Below are 20,216 nucleotides of genomic sequence, written 5' to 3' on the forward strand. Positions count from 1 at the left end.
CTGTTCATGTTGCACCCGCAGCACTGGACACCATGCCCAGCTGGACCCCCGAGAACATAGACGAGAAGCGATTGACAACGATGTCACCCGGATCTGAAACTCGAGCGATGCACGACACCCTCTTCCTGTTCGGCGCGACCGGCGACCTTGCCCAGCGCTACCTGTTCCCTTCGTTGCTGCGCCTGCTCGGCGACGGCCTGCTGCCGGAGGATTTCAAGATCCGTGCGCTGGCCTTGAGCCCGCACGACACCGAGGGTTTCCGCGACATCCTGCGCCCGCGCCTGCAGCAGGCCATGCCGATGGCCAGCCAGGACGACATCCAGTCGCTGCTGTCGCGCATCGACTACCGTTCGGTGGACCTGCGCAACGCGGACTCGGTGGCCGAGTCGGTCAGTGACCTGGTCAACCGCCACTGCGTGAGCTACCTGGCCATTCCGCCGGGCCTGTACATCTCCACCTGCGAAGGCCTGGCCAAGGGTGGCGCCCTGGCCGCACCGCACCGCCTGATGCTGGAAAAGCCGATCGGCAGCGACAGCGCCAGCGCCGAGGAGATCATCTCCACCATCGGCCAGTGGATCGACGAAGACCGCGTGTTCCGCCTGGATCACTACCTGGGCAAGGCCGCGGTACAGAACCTGATTGCGCTGCGCTTCGGCAACACGCTGCTGGAAGCCGTGTGGAACCGCAACTACATCGAGTCGGTGCACATCCTGGTGGCCGAAAGCGAAGGCGTGGACGGCCGCGACGCGTACTACGCCCGCTCCGGCGCGCTGCGCGACATGGTCCAGAGCCACATCCTGCAGCTGTTGTGCCTGGTGGCGATGGAGCCGCCGGCCTCGCTGGAAGCCGACCGCATCCGCGACGAGAAGGTCAAGGTGCTGCGCGCCCTGCGCCCGCTGGACGCCAAGCACGCCGCCCGCGACAGCGTGCGCGGCCGCTACACCGCCGGCACCATCAACGGTCAGCCGGCCCAGGCCTACCAGCCGCCGGAAGGCAGCGACGTGGAAACCTTCGCCGGGGTCACCGCGCATATCGACAACTGGCGCTGGTCCGGCGTGCCGTTCCACCTGGTCACCGGCAAGCGCCTGGCCGAGCGCACCACCCGCGTGGTGGTCACGCTCAAGCCGGTCACCCACTGGCTGTTCGAGCGGCCGCATCGTCGCAATGCCACGCCCAACCGCATCGTGTTCCAGCTGCAGCCGCAGGAGAACATCGAGCTGGGCCTGATGAGTTCGCTGGCCGGCCCGGAATGGGGCGCGCTGGAACTGCATCCGTTGGAACTGGAACTGTCCGTGCCGACCGGCCTGCACCGCCGCATCGCCTACGAACGGCTGTTCCTGGATGCGTTCAACGGCAACCACGCGCTGTTCGTGCGCGACGACGAAGTACGTGCCGCCTGGGCCTGGATCGACAGCGTCAGTGATGCCTGGAAGGCCGCCAGCCTGCCGCTGCAGCCCTACCCGGCCGGCGAATGGGGTCCGGCCGAAGCGGCCGGCTTCCTGCCGGCTGAAGTGGATGCCGACGCCGGCCGCAAGGACGGCGACGCATGACGCTGCAGAACCAACCGGTCCTGGTTGCCGATATCGGTGGCACCAACGCCCGCTTCGCGCTTGCCGACACCAGCCTTGAGGCTCCGCTGCAGCAGGACAGCATCCGCGAATTCGCGGTGGCCGATTTCCCCTCGCTCGGCGATGCGGCGCGGCACTACCTGGAACAGGTCGGCGCCTCGGCCACGCGCGGCGTGTTCGCCGTGGCGGGCCGCGTGGACGGCGATGAAGCGCGCATCACCAACCACCCGTGGGTGATCTCGCGCAGCCGCACCGCGCACATGCTGGGCTTCGACGAGCTGCACCTGATCAACGATTTCGCCGCCCAGGCGATGGCCATTTCGCTGCTGCAGCCGCAGGACGTGGTCCAGGTGGGCGGCGCGGCGTGGGTGCCGGGCAAGCCGGGCCAGCCGCGCAACTATGCGGTGATCGGCCCGGGTACCGGGCTGGGTGTCGGTGGCCTGATCCTGCGCCACGGCCGCTGCTATCCGCTGGAAACCGAAGGCGGCCATGTCAGCTTCCCGCCGGGCACGCCGGAGGAAATCCGCATCCTGGAGATCCTCTCCGAGCAGTTCGGCCGGGTCTCCAACGAGCGCCTGATCTGCGGCCCGGGCCTGGTCAACATCCATCGCGCCGTGTGCGAGATGGCCGACATCGATCCGGGCCAGCTGCAGCCGGTGGACGTGACCGCCCGTGCGCTGCACGGTGACCCGCAGGCCATGCGTGCGGTGGACGTGTTCTGCGCGGTGTTCGGCGCCATCGCCGGCGACCTGGTGCTGATGCAGGGCGCCTGGGATGGCGTGTTCCTGACCGGCGGGCTGACCCCGAAGATGCTCGATTCGCTGCAGCACTCCGGTTTCCGCCAGCGCTTCGAGCACAAGGGGCGCTTCTCTTCGATCATGGCGCGCGTGCCGTCGCTGGCGGTGATGCACCCGCATGCCGGCCTGCTGGGCTCGGCTGCCTATGCCGCCGATGTTGAACGCGACCTGCAAGGAACCAACGCATGAACAGCCTGGATGCATCCGATCGCTTCACCCTGATCCGCCACGGCGACGCCGATGCCTGGATCGAAGCCATCGCCGCCGAAATGGCGCAGGCGCTGAACAACGATATCGCCACCTTCGGGCGCGCGCGCATGCTGCTGTCCGGCGGCACCACGCCGGCACCGGTGTACCAGGCGCTGGCCGAACTGGACGTGCACTGGGACCGGGTGGAAGTCAGCCTGGTCGATGAGCGCTGGCTGTCGCCGCAGGACCGTGACAGCAACGCCTGGCTGGTGCGCGAGAGTTTCCTCGGTCGCGCCGATGGCGCGCATTTCGACCCGCTGGTGCGGGTCGGCAAGCCGCTGCCGGAGTGCGTGTATACCGCCAACCTGCAGGCCCAGCACAGCCAGGCGCCGTGCCTGAGCGTGCTCGGCATGGGCAACGACGGCCACACCGCGTCGCTGTTCCCCGGTTCCAAGGACCTGGCCCGGGCGCTGGAAAGCACCCTGCCCTACGCCGCCCTGGACGCCACCGGTTGCCCGGGCGCGAACCAGTGGCCGCTGCGCATCACGCTGACCCCGCACGGGCTCAGGCACAGCGGCCAGCGCCTGCTGCTGCTGCGTGGCAAGCAGAAGCTGGAAGTGCTCAAACAGGCGCTGGAAAGCAACAACCCGCAGCTGTATCCCATCCTCAACGCGATCGACCTCGACGGCGCGAAACTGCGCGTCCACTGGTGTGACTGACCTGTCCCCGGTGTTGTTCGTCCGCCCTCTCATAGCCGGTAGCCAATGAGCCTGCATCCCCAACTCCATGCCATCACCCAGCGCATCGTCCAGCGCAGCGTCGCCTCGCGCGCGGCCTACCTGGCCGGGATCGATGCCTCGCTGCGCGATGGGCCGTTCCGTTCGCGCCTGAGCTGCGGCAACCTCGCCCACGGGTTCGCCGCGTGCGGGCCGACCGACAAGTCGCGCCTGCGCGGCGGTGTCACCCCGAACCTGGGCATCATCACCGCCTACAACGACATGCTGTCGGCGCACCAGCCGTTCGAGTCGTATCCGGAGATCCTGCGCGCCGTTGCGCGCGACATGGGCGCCACCGCGCAGGTGGCCGGCGGCGTGCCGGCGATGTGCGACGGCGTCACCCAGGGCCGTGGCGGCATGGAGCTGTCGCTGTTCTCGCGCGATGTGATCGCGCAGTCCACGGCGATCGGCCTCAGCCACGACATGTTCGACGCCACCGTGTACCTCGGGGTGTGCGACAAGATCGTGCCGGGCCTGTTGATCGGCGCGCTGGCGTTCGGCCACCTGCCGGCGATCTTCCTGCCGGCCGGTCCGATGACGCCGGGCATTCCGAACAAGCAGAAGGCCGAAGTGCGCGAGCGCTATGCCGCCGGGCTGGCCAGCCGCGAGGAACTGCTGGAAGCCGAAGCGGCGTCGTACCACGGTGCAGGCACCTGCACGTTCTACGGCACCGCCAACTCCAACCAGACGTTGCTGGAAGCGATGGGCGTGCAGCTGCCGGGCGCGTCGTTCGTCAATCCCGATACGCCGCTGCGCGATGCATTGACGCGCCGCGCCGGCGAGCGTGCGCTGGAGATCTGCGCGCTGGGGGACGATTTCCGTCCGCTCGGCCGGCTTATCGACGAGCGTGCGATCGTCAATGCGGTGGTGACGTTGATGGCCACGGGCGGCTCGACCAACCACACCATCCACTGGATCGCGGTGGCACGGGCGGCCGGTATCGTGCTGACCTGGGACGACATGGACGAGCTGTCGCAGCTGATTCCGCTGCTGGCGCGGGTGTATCCGAACGGTGAGGCCGACGTGAACCGCTTCGCGGCCGCCGGCGGTACGGCGTTCGTGTTCCGCGAGCTGATGGAAGCCGGGCTGATGCATGCCGACCTGCAGACGGTGGCCGAAGGCGGGATGCCGCAGTACGGGCAGGAGCCGGCGCTGCGTGATGGCACGCTGGCGTACGTCGACGGGCTGCGCGAGAGCGCGGATGCGGACGTGGTGCGCGGTGTGGCCGATCCGTTCGAGGCCCAGGGTGGGCTGCGGCTGCTGCGCGGCAATCTGGGGCGTTCGTTGATCAAGCTGTCGGCGGTGAAGCCGCAGTTCCGTACGATCGAGGCGCCGGCGGTGGTGGTGGATGCGCCGCAGGTGTTGAACAAGCTGCATGCCGCCGGTGTGCTGCCGCACGATTTCGTGGCGGTGGTGCGTTTCCAGGGGCCGCGCGCGAACGGGATGCCGGAGCTGCATTCGCTGGCGCCGTTGCTGGGGCTGCTGCAGAACCAGGGGCGGCGTGTGGCGCTGGTGACCGATGGTCGTCTGTCGGGCGCGTCGGGCAAGTTCCCGGCGGCGATCCACATGACGCCGGAAGCGTCGCGCGGCGGGCCGCTGGCACGGGTGCGCGAGGGCGACATGATCCGTCTGGATGGCGAGGCGGGGACGCTGGAGTTGCTGGTGGACGCGGCGGAGTTCGCGGCGCGCGCGCCGGCACCGAACACGGCACCGGCGGCGCACGACATGGGGCGCAATCTGTTCGCGCTGAACCGGCGCGTGGTCGGTCCGGCCGACCAGGGCGCGATTTCGATTTCGTGCGGGCCGGCAACGGCCGACGGCGATATCTGGAATTACGACGCCGAGTACGACCTGGGGCGTGATGCGGCGGCGGCGGAAGCGCCGCATGAGGCCAAGGACGCCTGAGGCGCAAAAGCGCGGCGGCGACGCTACGGGCCAGGGCAGCGGATCGCCCTGGCCGGGACACGCCGTGAACCCATCCATGGGGGCTCGTGAGCGGCATCCATGCCGCTCAACGGTCCCGGCCAGGGCGATCCGCTGCCCTCGGACACCATCCGGCGCGTCAATTGCGCTGCCGTCATTGAGAAAGAGAGAAAACACATGAGCATCGAGCAACATCAGAAGCGCGCAGCCGAGCTGCTGCAGGCAGCCGGCATTCTGCCGGTGGTGACCGTGCATACGCTCGACCAGGCCCGTGCGGTCAGTGCGGCGTTGCTGGAAGGTGGGTTGCCGGCGATCGAGTTGACCCTGCGTACGCCGGTGGCGATGGAAGCGCTGGCGATGCTGAAGCGTGAGCTGCCCGATGTGGTGGTGGGTGCCGGTACGGTGCTGACCGTGGCGCAGATGCAGCAGTCGATCGATGCGGGCGCGGATTTCCTGGTGACGCCGGGTACGCCGGCGCACATGGCCGATGCGTTGGCGCAGGCGGCACTGCCGGTGGTGCCGGGTGCGGCGTCGCCGACCGAGATGCTGGCGCTGTATGCGCGGGGCTTCCGGGTGTGCAAGCTGTTCCCGGCTTCGGCGGTGGGTGGGCTGGCGATGATCAAGGGCCTGGCCGGGCCGATTCCGGACCTGAAGCTGTGCCCGACCGGTGGCATCACCGAGGACACCGCGGCCGAGTACCTGGAGCAGAAGAACGTGGTCTGCATCGGCGGCTCGTGGATGGTGCCGGGCAGCTGGATCGAGCACGGGCAGTGGGACAAGGTGCGCGACAGCGCGGCGCAGGCGGCGAAGATCGTGGCGCGGGTTCGCGCGCACTGAGGCACTGTCGGCGGAGCCCGCCACGCATGGCGTGGCTCTACCGGTAGGATGGCGCACCGAAAAAGGCCCGGCTTGCCCGGGCTTTTTTTTGCAAAAACGGGGACCACCTTTACGTCTGGCGCGCGGGGCCCATGAAGGTCAAACAGCAGAAGTCCTGACGAGTGGGCCCCGAGTCACTTCGGAGCGATCTTCGTGAATGAAGATCCATAGCTCCGACGGAACTGGTCATCCCTCAATCAGCAGCGACCACGCTGCTGGCGGAACGCCGAACTCTTCTTCGGCCTGCTCCATCGCCTCTTCCAATGATTGATGCCACGTGTCAGCCAGGTGCGACATATCCATACCGAACCTGTGAAGAAAATAGCCGACCGACTCTTCTTCGATCCGAAGAATCCTCGTGTGAAAATCTGCATCGAGGTTCACGATACCCGCGCCACCCGATGTGTCGGCACCGAAATGCGCGACATTGAGAGACCTGCTACCAGAATCACTGACGACCGCCTGCCAAATTCTCACGGCGTCACCCCCAAGTATAAGTTCTCCGTGACCGTACCAGCCTTGTTCCTGGTACAAATCTCACCGACAACGCGTTACATCGGCCGTGCCGGATCCACCAGACCGTACTGGCTGGCCATGCGGGCCAGCGCGATGTTGTCGTGGATGCCCATTTTCTCGAACAGGCGCGCCTTGTGCGTGTTGACGGTTTTGGCACTCAGGCTCAAGCGCTTGGCGATGTCTTCCTGGCGCAGGCCCTGGGTGAGCAGCAAGGCCACTTCCAGTTCGCGCGGGGACAGGGCGTCGAACGGCGACTGGGTGCCTTCGACGTTGGACAGCGCCAGGTTCTGCGCGATGCTGCTGCCCAGGTAACGCCGGCCCAGCGCGGCGTCGCGCACGGCACGCAGCAGTTCCTGTGCATCGCAGCCCTTGCCGATATAGCCGGAGGCACCGGCTTCGAGCAGGCGCTTGGGCATCGGACCGTCTTCGAGCACCGAGACAATCACCACGCGGGTGCCGTGGTCGCCACGCACCACCCGTTCGGTGACTTCCATACCACTGACGCCCGGCAGGTGCAGGTCGCACAGCACCACGTCCGGTCGCAGCTGACGGATGTCAGGCAACGCATCTTCGCCGGAGTCCGCTTCACCGACTACCTCGATATCGGTCTCGTTGGACAGGATCATCTTCATGCCGGTTCGCACCAGCGCATGATCGTCCACCAGATACACTCGAATCGTCATCCACGTACCTCTTCAAACGCTGCGAACGGGGGCAAGCCTAGCGGCGGGATGATGCGATAACAAGGAAGAAACCTTCCCGTCGGCGCGTTCTGGTGCCCGCATCACAACCAAGCTGGATTACCCCTACCCCTTAGCCTTTCACCCCAGGCCATATCGGTTTACTACGCCTATTACTCTACGCCTATACCCCGTCGCGATCGGCCTTTGCGGCCGAGGACCCGGCGAGCGGTCGGTGGCGCCAGGGATGCCGGCGCCTGAACATGACCAGGAAGCACCCTACCACCCAAACCAGGGCGGCACACCAACCGGCCAGGATGTCCGACGGATAGTGGACCCCCAGATACACCCGGGACACGCTGACCAGCACGCTGAACCCGGGTGCCAGCACCAGCACCGGCCAGCGCCAGCGGGTGTTCCAGGCCAGCAGGGCCACCGTGACCGCCAGGGTCATCGAGCCCATCGCGTGCCCGCTGGGAAAGCTGAACGTGCTTTCCGGGGCGATCGATTCCCACAGGCTGGGCCGGTCGCGCTGGAAGAACTGCTTGCTGCCCAGGTTCAACAAGGCCGAGCCCACGAAGCTGATGGCCACGAAACTGGCCTCGCGCCAGCGCTTGCGCCACAGCAGCGCCACCACGATGAGCACATCGGCCGGGATCAGGAACCACTCGTAGCCCAGCTTGGAGAGCAGCGTGAAGAACTGATCCAGCCCCGGCGAATGCAGGCCGTGCATCTTCCACAGCAGCGGCGCATCGAAGTGGAACGATTCAAATTCGTGCACCTCGTCGGCCAGTGCGACGAAGCCGGCCAGCGGCAGCAACACGCCGGCGAACAGCAGGACGAACCGCCACGCGTTGTGCGCCATCCAATGGCGGAACCCCGCGACCGGCTCCTGGCCGGCCATTACGTCGGGCTTATCCGACGCTGCGGACATACTTTCGCTCAACGTAATCGTCGATCAGCGCCACGAAATCCTGGGCGATGTGGTCGCCACGCAGGGTCACGGCCTTCTCGCCATCGACGAACACCGGCGCGGCCGGGGTTTCACCGGTACCCGGCAGCGAAATGCCGATGTTGGCATGGCGCGACTCGCCCGGCCCGTTGACGATGCAGCCCATCACCGCCAGGGTCATGTTCTCCGCACCCGGGTGGCTGATTTTCCAGACCGGCATCTTCTCGCGCACGTGGTTCTGCACCACCTTGGCCAGCTCCTGGAAGAACTCGGAGGTGGTGCGGCCGCAGCCCGGGCAGGCGGTGACCAGCGGGGTGAAGGCGCGTTGGCCGGTGGTCTGCAGCAGTTCCTGGGCCACGATCACCTCGGCGGTGCGCGACTGGCCCGGCTCGGGGGTGAGCGAAATGCGGATGGTGTCGCCGATGCCTTCCTGCAGCAGCACGGCCAGCGCCGCCGAGGAGGCCACGATGCCCTTGCTGCCGATGCCGGCTTCGGTGAGGCCCAGGTGCAACGCGAAATCCGAGCGCTGCGCCAGGTCACGGTAGACCGCGATCAGTTCCTGCACGCCGCTGACCTTGGCCGACAGCACGATGCGATCGCGCGGCAGGCCCAGTTCGACCGCGGTATGCGCCGAATCCAGCGCCGAACGGATCAGCGCCTCGCGCAGCACCCGGCCGGCATCCCACGGGGTGGCGCGCTGGCTGTTCTCGTCCATCAGGCGCGCGGCCAGCGACTGGTCCAGCGAGCCCCAGTTGGCGCCGATGCGGACCGGCTTGCCGTAGCGGATCGCAAACTCGATCAGCTGCGCGAACTGGGTGTCTTTCTTCTTGCCGAACCCGACGTTGCCCGGATTGATCCGGTACTTGGCCAGGGCTTCGGCGCAGGCCGGCTCCTGGGTCAGCAGCTGGTGGCCGTTGTAGTGGAAGTCGCCGATCAGGGGCACGTCGATGCCCATCATCTGCAGCTTTTCCACGATCCGCGGGATGGCCGCGGCCGACTCGGGGTTGTTGACCGTCAGCCGCACCATCTCCGACCCGGCCCGCCACAGTTCGGCCACCTGCTTGACGCTGGCGGCGATGTCGGCGGTGTCGGTGTTGGTCATCGACTGCACCACCACGGGGCTGCCCCCGCCCACGACCACGCCGCCGATGCGGACGGCCTGGGTCTGGCGGCGGGCCCACACGGTGGTGTCGGACGGTTGGGTCGGTTGGGTCACGGCGTCATGCATTCCCCATTTTAGCGCGCCAAGGGTGTTCACGCGCGCGGCGTGGCTACCGACCGTTGGTCGGTACTCATTCAACCGATGCGGCCGATTGTCGCAGGCAGGCCAGCCCCCGAGCGCATAGGATGTGCGCAATGACCGGCACCGACGCCCCCTTCCTCCGAACCCTGTGCAGCCTGCGCTGGCTGGCCGTGGCCGGCCAGGCCGCCACGATCCTGGTGGCCACCTCGGTGCTGGGGCTGGAACTGCCGCAGCTGCCGCTGTGGGCGGGGGTGGCCGCGCTGACCCTGTTCAACCTGTACGCGCAGCTGCGCGTGAACGACGCCGACACCGCGCCGGTGACCGCGTTCGGCCACATCCTGGTGGACGTCAGCGTGCTCACCTGGATGGTGGGCTGGAGCGGTGGCATCGGCAATCCGTTCGGCTCGCTGTTCCTGATCCTGATCGCCCTGGCCGCGCTCGCCCTGCCCCTGCGCTGGACCCTGGCGGTGGCCGCCACCTGCCTGATCGGCTATGCGGTCAGCGGCATCTTCGGGCTGCCTTTGCCGGCCGGCTACTTCACCGCCATGCAGATGCACCAGTGGGGCGTGGTCTGCAACTTCCTGTTGTCGGCCACGGTGGTGCTGGTGTTCGCCACCCGCCTGGCGATCGCCCTGCGCCACCGCGAGCATGAGCTGGCCCTGCTGCGCGAGCGCTTCGTGCGCAACGAAGGCATCGTGGCCCTGGCCACCCATGCCGCGTCGGTGGCCCATGAACTCAACACGCCGCTGGCGACCATGACCCTGCTGGCCGACGACATCGCCGACCAGACCAACAGCAGCGAAGTGCGCGATGACGTGGATACGCTGCGCGAGCTGCTGGTGCAGTGCCGCGAGCGGGTGCTGGCGCTGGCCCGGCCGGCCGCCGGCGATGCGCCCGGGCGCGACACGGTGACCCTGCCGCAGGTGCTGGAACAGTGGCGGCTGGTGCGCCCGACCATCACCCTCAAGCGCAACGACGACGCACCGCTGAAACTGCCGCTGGACCCGGGCATTGGCCACCTGCTGATGGTGCTGCTCAACAACGCCGCCGACGCCGGCGAGAAGGCCGAGCGCCCGCAGGTGGACCTGACGTTGCGGATTGAAGGGGACACCCTGATCGGCGAAGTGCGCGACTACGGCCACGGCTTCGATGCCCGCCAGGCGGTTCTGCCCGGCACCCTGTTCAACAGCGGCAAGGCGCAGGGCATGGGCGTGGGCCTGGCGCTGTCGCACGCCACCATTGAACGCCTGGACGGCGAACTGTGGATGCGCCCGGCCAACGGCGCCGGCACCCGCGTCGGCTTCCGCCTGCCTTTGACGTCTTCGGAGACTTCCGCATGAACATTCCCACCCTGCCCGCTGCCAGCCATGGCCTGCTGGTCGACGACGACGAGCTGTACCTGCGCACCCTGCAGCGCAGCCTGGGCCGCAAAGGCCTGGAAACGGTGACCGCCAGCGACATTGCCTCGGCGCTGTTGCTGGCCCGGCAGAACCCGCCGGCGTATGCGCTGATCGACCTGAAGCTGGGCTCCGAATCCGGCCTGTCGCTGATCCAGCCGCTGCGCGCCCTGCGCGAAGACATGCGGATCCTGCTGGTCACCGGCTACGCCAGCATCGCCACCGCGGTGGAGGCGATCAAGCTGGGGGCCGACGACTACCTGCCCAAACCGGCCACGGTGCCGATGATCCTGCGTGCACTGGGCGAAGAAGACGATGGCCCGGCCGACGATGGCGACCTGGAGCCGCCAGACGCGATGACCCCGATCAGCCGGCTGCAGTGGGAACACATCCAGCAGGCCATGCACGAAACCGGCGGCAACGTATCGGCCGCCGCGCGCCTGCTCGGCATGCACCGCCGCTCGCTGCAGCGCAAGCTGGCCAAGCGGCCGAGTCCGGAACGCGACCCGAGCCGGTAAGGCCGGGCGCGGGTTGGCCGCGCAAACGCGGGCGCAACAACCGGTAGAGCCGACCGTTGGTCGGCTGCTCTTCACCACAACGATCAACACCGCGCGCTGCGCGCGATAGCCGACCAACGGTCGGCTCTACCTGCCCTTTTAGCCGGCCAACGGTCGGCTCTACGCGGTGGTCAGGCCGTCAGGCGGCCCAGCAGCTCCAGCGTCACCGGGTCGGTGATCGCATGCGCTTCACCCTGCAACGCCGGCAGCAACTGGCTGGCCAGCTGCTTGCCCAGCTCCACGCCGAACTGGTCGAAGGCGTTGATGTTCCAGATGATCGACTGCACGTACACAGCGTGTTCGTACATGGCGATCAGCGCGCCAAGCGACTGCGGGGTGAGCGCGTCGAGCAGGATCAGCGTGCTCGGGCGGCCACCGGGATACGCACGGTGCGGGTCGTCGCTGCCCTGGCCGTTGGCCAGCGCTTCGGTCTGTGCCAGCAGGTTGGCCATCAGCGCCTGGTGGTTGACCACGTACGGGTCATCGTTGCGCACGCAGCCGATGAAATCGGCCGGAATCACGCTGGTGCCCTGGTGCAGTGCCTGGAAGAAGCTGTGCTGCACATCGGTGCCTGCCCCGCCCCACCACACCGGCACGGTGTCGCTGGCAACCGGGCTGCCATCGAGCTGCACGCGCTTGCCCAGGCTTTCCATCACCAGCTGCTGCAGGTAGGCCGGCAACAGCGCCAGGCGCTGGTCGTAGGTCATCACCGCATGCGTGGCATGGCCGAGCAGGTTGCGGTTCCAGATATCGGTCAGGGCATGCAGGACCGGCAGGTTCTGTTCGAGCGGCGCGGTGAGCGCGTGTTCGTCCATCTGCGCGGCACCGGCCAGCAGCTGTTCGAAGCGCTCGAAACCGATCGCCAGCGCGATCGGGAACCCGACCGCCGACCACAGCGAGTAGCGCCCGCCCACCCAATCCCACATCGGCAGCACGCGGCCGGCGGCGATCGAGAAGGCCTTGGCCGCCCGCTCCGGGTTGGCGCTGACCGCGTACAGGCGCTCGCTGCCGCCCAGCCAGTCATGCAGGATCTGCCCGTTGAGCAGGGTTTCCTGGGTACCGAAGGTCTTGGAAATCAGGACGCCGGCGGTGGTGGCCGGGTCCAGCGTGGCCAGCGTGCGCTGCATGGCGGCGCCGTCCACGTTGGAAACGAAATGCACGCGGAAGCGCGCGCCACTGACCGGGCGCAACGCATCGGCAACCAGGCGCGGGCCGAGGTCCGAGCCACCGATGCCGACACTGACGATGTCGGTGACGTTGGTCTTTTCCAGCGCGGCGATCAGGTCGCCCATCTGCGCGCGGACCTGGGCGGCAGTGGCGAAGGCTTCGCCGGCCACCGGTGCGCCGCTGAGGTCGCCCCGCAATGCGGTATGCAGCGCTGCGCGGCCTTCGGTCAGGTTAACCGTTTCACCGCGGAACAGGCGCTGGAAGCCGCCGGCGACATCGCGCTCGGCGGCCAGCTGCAGCAGTGCGTCCAAGGCCGCGCGGTCGTACTTCTGCCGCGCGAAATTGACGTACAACGGACCGACCCGCAGCCCCAGCGATTGTGCGCGGCCCGGTTCGGCGGCGATCAACGAAGGGATGCTTGCGCCACGCAGGCGCTGGGCATGGGAGTGGAGCGGGTCGAATCCGTTGTGCTGTGTCATGCGGCCTGGGTCGGGATGCTGTCGTTGGTGTGGGAGATCTGGTTCTTGCCGTCCACATATACCAACTTCGGCTTGAAGCTGTCAGCTTCTTCTTCGCTCATGCTGGCGAACGCCGCGATGATGATGATGTCGCCGACCTGCACGTGGCGCGCCGCGCCGCCGTTGAGCGACACCACGCCACTGCCGGCTTCGGCACGGATGGCATAGGTGGAGAAACGCGCACCGTTGGTGACGTCCCAGATGTGCACCTGTTCGAACTCACGGATGCCGGTGGCCTGCAGCAGGTTGTCATCGATGGCGATGGAACCTTCGTAGTTCAGCTCGGAGTGGGTGACGGTGGCGCGGTGGATCTTGGTCTTGAGCAGGGACAGATGCATGGCAACGGGACAACGGTAAAGGAAAGGGAAATTCTAGCACCCGCCAGACAACCGGCAGGGCAAGCCGCGCCCGCCCGTGCCGGGGGCTGCCAGCGGTTCAGCATCGTCACGACCCACCCGCCCCGCGGTAGAGCCACCCCATGGGTGGCTGCGCGGTCATCTCGGGTCACATCCGCAGGACGGCGGGCGCCCCGGGGGCTACACCCTCAGAACTCCAGGTTGTCGATCAACCGGGTGTTGCCGATGCGCGCGGCGATCAGGGCCACGCGGGTGCCGTCATTGGCGTCGGCCGGCTCGGACAGGTCCGGCTTGCGCACCACCGCATAGTCCACCTGGAACCCGGCGGCCTGCAGGGCGGCGGTGGCCTCGGCTTCGATCAGGCTGCGGGTCTTGCCGGCGATGAAGCCTTCGCGCATGCCCAGCAGCACCTGGTGGATGGTGGTCGAGACCGGGCGCTGCTCGGCGTTGAGGTACTGGTTGCGCGAGCTCATCGCCAGGCCGTCGGTTTCACGCACGATGTCCCCGCCCACCACCTGGATCGGGAAGGCCAGGTCTTCCACCATCTGGCGGATCACCGCCAGCTGCTGGTAGTCCTTTTTGCCGAAGGCGGCCACGTCCGGCTGCACCTGGTTGAACAGGCGCGAGACCACCGTGCACACGCCATCGAAATGGCCCGGGCGGTGGGCGCCTTCCAGCAGGCCACTGATGCCCGGCACGTTGACGCTGGCGGCCAGTTCGATGCCGAACGGGTACATCGATTCGACGGTCGGCAGCCACAACACGTCGCAGCCGGCCTGCTCCAACCCGGAGGTGTCGGCTTCCGGGGTGCGCGGGTAGCGGGTGAAGTCTTCGTTGGGGCCGAACTGGGTCGGATTGACGAAGACACTGGAGACCACGCGGTCGGCGTACTGCCGGGCCAGCGTGACCAGCGAGTAGTGGCCCGCATGCAGGTTGCCCATGGTGGGGACCAGCGCGACGCGCAGGCCCTCACGCTTCCAGCCGTTGACGACGGCGCGCAGGCGGGACAGTTCGGTGACGGTTTCGATCATGAGGCGTAGGCGTGTTCTGCGTCGGGGAAGGAGCCGTCGCGCACGGCGTCGGCGTAGGCACGGACAGCACCGGCGACCGAACCGCCGTCGGCAAGGAAATCCTTGACGAACTTGGGTCGGCGATGGCCGCTGTCCAGGCCGAGGAAATCATGCAGCACCAGCACCTGGCCGTCGCAGCCGGGGCCGGCGCCGATACCGATGGTGGGCACGGACACGTCGGCGGTGACCTGGGTGGCGACCGGGGTAGGCACGCACTCCAGCACGATCAGGGTGGCACCGGCGGCGACCGCCGCCTTGGCGTCGTCGCGCAGCTGCTGGGCGGCATCGCCCCGGCCCTGCACGCGGTAACCGCCCAGGCGCAGCACCGACTGCGGGGTCAGGCCCAGGTGCGAGCAGACCGGGATCTCGCGCTCGACCAGGTAGCGGATGATGTCCAGCTTGAACCCGGCGCCTTCGATCTTGACCATCTCCGCGCCCGCCTGAAGCAGACGCAGCGAGGCATCCAGCGCGCGTTCGGGGGTGGCGTCGGCGCCGAACGGCAGGTCGGCCACCAGCAACGCACGCTGCAGCACACGGGCCACAGCGCGGGTGTGATAGACCATGTCATCGGTGGTCACCGGCAGGGTCGAATCATGCCCCTGCACCACCATGCCCAGCGAGTCGCCGATCAGGATCAGGTCCACGCCATTGGCGTCGAACGCACGCGCAAACCCGGCGTCATAGGCGGTCAACATCACCAGCTTCTGGCCGTTGCGCTTGGCCTCGGCCAGGGCGGGAACGGTCCAGGGCTTGCTGTCTGCGTGGGTACTCATGAGCTGATAACCGGTGGCGATAAGCCCCGCATTATCCCCCTATTGGCGCGATCCCGCAGGCCTCGACCCGCATCACAGCATCCCGCACACGGCCGTGGCCGGGAATCACCGCGTCGGCGGCGATATCGGCCAGCGGCAGCAGCGCGAACGCACGCTCGTGCAGGTAGGGATGCGGGACCTTCAGCTGCGGCAGGTCGATGACGTCCTCGCCGAACAGCAGCAGGTCCAGGTCCAGCGTGCGCGGCCCCCAGTGCACGCCCGGCTGGCGAACCCGGCCGAAGTCGCGCTCGATGCCCAGCAGCGCGTCCAGCAGCTCCGGGCCGCTCAGCGCGGTGTCGAGCAGCGCCGCGGCGTTGACGAACGCCGGCTGGTCTTCATTGCCCCAGGCCGGCGTGCTGTACAACCGGGAGCACGCGCGCAGCGTGGTGCGCGGGAGCCCCGCCAGGGCCTCGAACGCGTCGCGCAGGGTCTGCGCGGCGTCGCCCAGGTTGGCGCCCAATCCAATGCAGGCAGCGGTCACGTCTTACTCGCCCGTGGCGGCCCCGCCCGGACGACGACGCCGGCGCCGACGCTTGCGCGGTGCACCGTCTTCGTCGACCTCACCCTCGACATGCGCCGCATCCAGCGCCGAATCCAGCTCCGGGCCGGACTGCAGCTGGGCTTCGCGCCAGAACTCGACGTCGGCGCTGTGCTCGCTGGAGGCCACCTGGCGCAACACCAGGAAGTCGTAGGCGGCGCGGAAGCGCGGATGGGTCAGGGTGCGGATCACGCGCTTGCGCTGGCGCGAGCTGAAACGCCCCTGCAGCAGCCAGATCTCCTGCATCGGCAGCGAGAAGCGGCGCGGCAGCGCGATGGTGGTCAGCTGGTGCAGGGTGACGCGGTCGGCGGCGCGGCGCTGCGCCTCTTCCAGCGCCACGCCCTGCTTCTGCAGGCTGGCCAGGGCGCGGCAGAACGCCGGCCACAGCAGCAGCGCGAACAGGAACGACGGCGACACCGGCTCATCGTTGGCCACGCGCAGGTCGGTGTTGTGCAGGCCTTCGATGACCATCCGGCGCAGCGCGCCACTGCGGTTGCTGCGTAGCGCGGCCGCACTTTCCGGGAACATCACGTCCAGCAGGCCATAACGTTCCAGGCCTTCGAAGCTGGCCACGCCGTGCCCGGACAGGAACAGCTTGAGCACTTCCTCGAACAGGCGCGCCGGCGCGGCTTCGGCCAGCAGGCCGGCAAGCCGCGGCAGCGGCTCGGCGCTGGCGTCGTCGATCTGGAAGCCGAGCTTGGCCGCCAGGCGCACCGCGCGCAGCATCCGCACCGGGTCTTCCTGGTAGCGCTTTTCCGGGTCGCCGATGAGTTTCATCAGGCGCGCCTGGACGTCTTCGAAGCCGCCGGTGTAGTCGCGCACCGAGAAGTCCTCGATGGCGTAGTACAGGGCGTTGCAGGTGAAGTCACGGCGGATCGCGTCGTCTTCGATGCTGCCGTAGACGTTGTCGCGGACCAGCATGCCGTTTTCCATCTCGCGGTCGCCGCTGCCATCGTCGATGTTGGCGCGGAAGGTGGCCACTTCGATGATTTCGCGACCGAACACCACATGGGCCAGCCGGAAGCGGCGGCCAATCAGGCGGCAGTTGCGGAACAGCGCCTTGACCTGTTCCGGGGTGGCATCGGTGGCCACGTCGAAGTCCTTGGGGTTGCCTCCGACCAGCAGGTCGCGCACGGCGCCCCCGACAAGGTAGCCAGCGAACCCGGAATCACGCAGCCGGTACAACACGCGCAACGCGTTGGGGCTGATGTCCTTGCGGGAGATGGTGTGCTGGTCGCGCGGAATCACGCGCAGGCTGAACGGTGATGTAGCAGAAGAATTGATGTTGGCGCTTCCGGTTGAGTTTTCGGGATTGCCCAATGGCATCTAGGTCCATATACTAGCGCGCTGCGCAGTTCGCGACAAAGCCTGCTCCCTTCGTCTAATGGTTAGGACGTGGCCCTCTCAAGGCTAAAACAGGGGTTCGAGTCCCCTAGGGAGCACCAGTCGCACTGCACGGAAGCCAAAAACCCCGCCACGGCGGGGTTTTTTGCGTTCCAGGCCCGGGGCCGCCAGCCCCTGCCCTGCCAGGCGCGCAACGGGGAGCACGTGCCACCCGCTGCATCGCCCGACCGGGTCGCCCCGGTCGGGCGCGCGCTCAGCCCTCCATCTGCTCCAGCTCCTTGCCCTTGGTCTCGTTGACGAAGCGCAGCACGAAAAACACCGACAGCACCGCGGCCACCGTATAGATGCCGTACGCCCCGGCCAGGCCGATGCTGCCCAGCAGGACCGGGAAGGACACGGTGATGGCGAAGTTGGCCGTCCACTGCGCCGCACCAGCCACCGCCAGCCCCGAGCCGCGGATCTGGTTGGGGAACATCTCGCCCAGCATCACCCACATCACCGGGCCCCAGGACATGTTGAAGAAGATCACGTAGACATTCGCCGCCACCAGCGCCAGCACGCCCATGCTGTCGGACAACTGCAGCTTGCCGCCGGCATCCAGCGACCCGCTGGCGAAGGCGATGGTGACCAGCGCCAGCGAGATCGCCATGCCCACCGAGCCGATCCACAGCAGCGGCTTGCGGCCGATACGGTCGATCAGCACCACGGTGACCAGGCAGGCACCGATGCTGAGCGCACCGGACAGCACGTTGATCAGCAGCGCGTCGTTCTCCGAAAAGCCCACCGCCTGCCACAGCACCGCGCCGTAGTAGAAGACGACGTTGATGCCCACCAGCTGCTGGAACACCGCCAGACCGATGCCGATCCAGACAATCGGGCGCAGCGTGCCGGTGGCCTTGCTGATCAGGTCCGAGAAGGTCGGGCGGTGCTGGTCCTGGGACAGCGAGCCTTCGATCTCGGTGATCTTGGCCTGGGCCTCGGCCGGCCCGTACAGACGGGTCAGTACCGCCAGGGCCTGGTCACGGCGCCCTTTGACCACCAGGAAGCGCGGGCTTTCGGGGATCAGCAGCAACAGGCACAGGAACAGCAGCGAGGGAATGGCCTGCATCCAGAACATCCAGCGCCATGCCGCCTGGCCCAGCCACAGGGACTCGGTGGAGGCGCCGGCCGCCTTGGCCAGCAGGTAGTTGCTCAGGAAGGCGCAGAACAACCCGCTGATGATCGCGATCTGCTGCACCGTGGCCAGCCGCCCGCGGTACCGGGCCGAGGCCACCTCGGCGATGTAGGCCGGCGACATCACGCTGGCCGCGCCGACCGCAAACCCGCCGATCACCCGGGCGATGATGAACACCGTGGAGCTGTGCGCCGCGCCGGCCCCCAGGGCCGAGAACAGGAACATCGCCGCCGCGATGATCAGCACGCCGCGGCGCCCGAGCCGGTCGCCCAGGCGGCCGGCGAAGAACGCACCGATCGCGCAGCCGAGCAGCATCGAGGCCACTTCGAAGCCGATCCCGGCCGAGCTGGACTGGAAGGTGTCCTTGAGGCCATCGACGGTGCCGTTGATGACGCCGCTGTCGAACCCGAACAGGAAGCCACCGATGGTGGCCACGCAGCTGATCAGGATGATGAAGCCGGTGTTCTCGCCGCTGCCGGCACGTGTACTGCTGAGCGAAGCACTGGTCATGGGAAACCCTGGGTTGAAGGGACGCTGCGCACGACCGCAGCAGGGACGGATGGCGCAGGTTCTCATACCTTTCCCGCCGGCTGGGCGGCGGCGGGTGGGCCCGGACCTGGCGGCGGCCCGCGGCGGTGCGGGCATCGCCGCGCTCGCCCACCGGTTGATCACCGACGCCCTCCACTGCGACCATGCCCGCCTGGCCGCCCTGCCCACTCCCGGGCGTGGGGCGGCATTGTGGAGGAGCGCCTGCCCATGCCCATGTACGTTCGCCTGATTGCCCTATCCCGCTGTGGCGCCACGCCGATGGTGCGGATGCCCGCCGGTGCGTCGCGATGAGCCTCGAACGCGCGCCGGCCACGCTGGCGGTGGACAGCCGCTGCACCCACGGCGAGGGCGTGCTCTGGTGCGACCGGCGGCAGAGCCTGCTCTGGATCGACATCGCCGAACGCCAGTTGTGGCAGCACACGCCGGCCAGCGGCAGCACGCGCCACTGGGTGTTGCCGGACCGGCCCGGCTGCATCGGACTGTTCGACGACGGCACGCTGCTGGTGGCATTGGTCAGTTCGCTGCACCGCGCCGACCTGGCCGCAGCCACCGACGAGGCGCTGCCGCTGCAGTGGCTGGCCGACGTGGACCCACACAACGCGTACACGCGTAGCAACGATGGTCGCGCCGACCGCCACGGCAACTTCGTGTTCGGCACCATGAACGAACACCCGGCGCGCGCCGCCGACGGCCGCTTCTATCAGTACTCCAGCCGCCACGGCCTGCGCACACTGCCGCTGCCGGGCATCGTGATTCCCAACGCGATCAGCTTCAGCCTGGACGGACGCACGCTGTACTGGTGCGATTCGGTGACGCCACGGATCATGGCCTGCGATTACGACCCCGAGCGCGCCAGCACCGCCAACGTGCGCGTGTTCACCACGCTGGCCAACCGCGCCGCCGAGCCCGACGGGTCGGCGGTGGATGCCGGCGGGCGGGTCTGGAACGCACAATGGCGCGCCAGCCAGGTGAGCTGCTATGGCGCCGACGGCGCACTGCTGCAGGTGCAGCCGGTGCCGGTGAAGAACCCCACCTGCGTTGCCTTCGGCGGCGCCGACCTGCGCACCTTGTACGTGATCAGTTCGCAGCTGGACCACACGCCCGAAGCCCTGGCCGCAAGCCCGCATGCGGGCAGCCTGTTCAGCGCGCGCCAGGACCAGCCTGGCCTGCCGGAGAGCCGGGTCCACGTGGCCTGACCCGCTGCGGGTCGGGCA

General features: G+C 68.0%; 19 protein-coding genes and 1 tRNA gene. 9 read left to right on the forward strand and 11 right to left on the reverse strand.

The annotated features are described in order from the left end of the window. Positions 1 to 107: 107 nt before the first annotated feature. The 5 genes from zwf (at position 108) to DX03_RS12075 (ending at position 6,090) form a co-directional block, all read left to right on the forward strand. Positions 108 to 1,550 (forward strand): glucose-6-phosphate dehydrogenase, encoded by a 1,443-nt coding sequence (zwf, locus tag DX03_RS12055; RefSeq protein WP_038689052.1) that lies wholly within the window; start codon positions 108 to 110, stop codon positions 1,548 to 1,550. Beyond that, positions 1,547 to 2,554, forward strand: coding sequence for a glucokinase (gene glk, locus DX03_RS12060; RefSeq protein ID WP_038689054.1), 1,008 nt, complete (start codon positions 1,547 to 1,549; stop codon positions 2,552 to 2,554). The genes zwf and glk overlap by 4 nt, the downstream gene beginning before the upstream one ends. Beyond that, on the forward strand, positions 2,551 to 3,273 hold the full coding sequence (pgl, locus tag DX03_RS12065; protein ID WP_038689056.1) for a 6-phosphogluconolactonase: 723 nt from the start codon (positions 2,551 to 2,553) through the stop codon (positions 3,271 to 3,273). The genes glk and pgl overlap by 4 nt, the downstream gene beginning before the upstream one ends. Positions 3,274 to 3,318: 45 nt before the next feature. After that, a complete protein-coding gene (gene edd / locus DX03_RS12070) occupies positions 3,319 to 5,235 on the forward strand; it encodes a phosphogluconate dehydratase (RefSeq protein ID WP_038689057.1) in 1,917 nt (638 codons plus the stop codon). 195 nt (positions 5,236 to 5,430) lie between these two features. Continuing rightward, positions 5,431 to 6,090, forward strand: coding sequence for a bifunctional 4-hydroxy-2-oxoglutarate aldolase/2-dehydro-3-deoxy-phosphogluconate aldolase (locus tag DX03_RS12075; protein ID WP_038689059.1), 660 nt, complete (start codon positions 5,431 to 5,433; stop codon positions 6,088 to 6,090). A 225-nt stretch (positions 6,091 to 6,315) separates the two neighbouring features. On the opposite strand, the gene DX03_RS12080 is transcribed toward DX03_RS12075, so the two are convergent. The 4 genes from DX03_RS12080 to ispG form a co-directional block, all read right to left on the reverse strand. Further along, positions 6,316 to 6,606, reverse strand: a complete 291-nt coding sequence (locus tag DX03_RS12080) for a hypothetical protein (protein ID WP_185753343.1) — start codon at positions 6,604 to 6,606, stop codon at positions 6,316 to 6,318. Positions 6,607 to 6,680: 74 nt separating this feature from the next. Continuing rightward, positions 6,681 to 7,328, reverse strand: a complete 648-nt coding sequence (locus DX03_RS12085) for a response regulator (protein WP_038689063.1) — start codon at positions 7,326 to 7,328, stop codon at positions 6,681 to 6,683. A 181-nt stretch (positions 7,329 to 7,509) separates the two neighbouring features. Beyond that, positions 7,510 to 8,259: a phosphatase PAP2 family protein gene (locus DX03_RS12090; RefSeq protein ID WP_038689065.1), complete on the reverse strand. Its 750-nt coding sequence runs from the start codon at positions 8,257 to 8,259 to the stop codon at positions 7,510 to 7,512. Continuing rightward, positions 8,240 to 9,505, reverse strand: coding sequence for a flavodoxin-dependent (E)-4-hydroxy-3-methylbut-2-enyl-diphosphate synthase (ispG, locus tag DX03_RS12095; RefSeq protein ID WP_038689067.1), 1,266 nt, complete (start codon positions 9,503 to 9,505; stop codon positions 8,240 to 8,242). Before ispG ends, DX03_RS12090 begins: the two co-directional genes overlap by 20 nt. 128 nt (positions 9,506 to 9,633) lie before the next feature. On the opposite strand from ispG, the gene DX03_RS12100 reads away from it, so the two are divergent. Continuing rightward, on the forward strand, positions 9,634 to 10,860 hold the full coding sequence (locus DX03_RS12100; protein ID WP_038689069.1) for an ATP-binding protein: 1,227 nt from the start codon (positions 9,634 to 9,636) through the stop codon (positions 10,858 to 10,860). Then, positions 10,857 to 11,435: a response regulator transcription factor gene (locus tag DX03_RS12105; RefSeq protein ID WP_038689071.1), complete on the forward strand. Its 579-nt coding sequence runs from the start codon at positions 10,857 to 10,859 to the stop codon at positions 11,433 to 11,435. The genes DX03_RS12100 and DX03_RS12105 overlap by 4 nt, the downstream gene beginning before the upstream one ends. Before the next feature lie 170 nt (positions 11,436 to 11,605). On the opposite strand, the gene pgi is transcribed toward DX03_RS12105, so the two are convergent. The 6 genes from pgi to pcnB form a co-directional block, all read right to left on the reverse strand. Next, entirely contained in the window at positions 11,606 to 13,120 is a 1,515-nt protein-coding gene (gene pgi, locus DX03_RS12110) for a glucose-6-phosphate isomerase (protein WP_038689073.1), read from the reverse strand. Further along, complete coding sequence (gene panD / locus DX03_RS12115; RefSeq protein WP_038689075.1) at positions 13,117 to 13,497, reverse strand: aspartate 1-decarboxylase; 381 nt, start codon at positions 13,495 to 13,497, stop codon at positions 13,117 to 13,119. Before panD ends, pgi begins: the two co-directional genes overlap by 4 nt. 206 nt (positions 13,498 to 13,703) lie before the next feature. Continuing rightward, complete coding sequence (gene panC / locus DX03_RS12120) at positions 13,704 to 14,546, reverse strand: pantoate--beta-alanine ligase (RefSeq protein ID WP_038689077.1); 843 nt, start codon at positions 14,544 to 14,546, stop codon at positions 13,704 to 13,706. Continuing rightward, positions 14,543 to 15,358 (reverse strand): 3-methyl-2-oxobutanoate hydroxymethyltransferase, encoded by an 816-nt coding sequence (panB, locus tag DX03_RS12125; protein WP_038689080.1) that lies wholly within the window; start codon positions 15,356 to 15,358, stop codon positions 14,543 to 14,545. Before panB ends, panC begins: the two co-directional genes overlap by 4 nt. Before the next feature lie 31 nt (positions 15,359 to 15,389). Beyond that, on the reverse strand, positions 15,390 to 15,878 hold the full coding sequence (folK, locus tag DX03_RS12130; RefSeq protein WP_038689082.1) for a 2-amino-4-hydroxy-6-hydroxymethyldihydropteridine diphosphokinase: 489 nt from the start codon (positions 15,876 to 15,878) through the stop codon (positions 15,390 to 15,392). A gap of 3 nt (positions 15,879 to 15,881) precedes the next feature. Beyond that, entirely contained in the window at positions 15,882 to 17,255 is a 1,374-nt protein-coding gene (gene pcnB, locus DX03_RS12135; protein ID WP_038689084.1) for a polynucleotide adenylyltransferase PcnB, read from the reverse strand. 50 nt (positions 17,256 to 17,305) lie between these two features. Here pcnB and DX03_RS12140 point away from each other — a divergent pair. Then, positions 17,306 to 17,380 (forward strand) — tRNA-Glu (locus DX03_RS12140). Between the two features lie 152 nt (positions 17,381 to 17,532). Here the strand turns inward: DX03_RS12140 and DX03_RS12145 are convergent. Then, positions 17,533 to 18,963, reverse strand: coding sequence for a sugar porter family MFS transporter (locus DX03_RS12145; RefSeq protein WP_038689086.1), 1,431 nt, complete (start codon positions 18,961 to 18,963; stop codon positions 17,533 to 17,535). A 326-nt stretch (positions 18,964 to 19,289) separates the two neighbouring features. On the opposite strand from DX03_RS12145, the gene DX03_RS12150 reads away from it, so the two are divergent. Next, positions 19,290 to 20,198: an SMP-30/gluconolactonase/LRE family protein gene (locus DX03_RS12150; protein WP_038689088.1), complete on the forward strand. Its 909-nt coding sequence runs from the start codon at positions 19,290 to 19,292 to the stop codon at positions 20,196 to 20,198. The last annotated feature ends 18 nt before the right edge of the window (positions 20,199 to 20,216 follow it).

The organism is Stenotrophomonas rhizophila, from assembly GCF_000661955.1.
In the GTDB taxonomy this organism is placed as follows: domain Bacteria; phylum Pseudomonadota; class Gammaproteobacteria; order Xanthomonadales; family Xanthomonadaceae; genus Stenotrophomonas; species Stenotrophomonas rhizophila.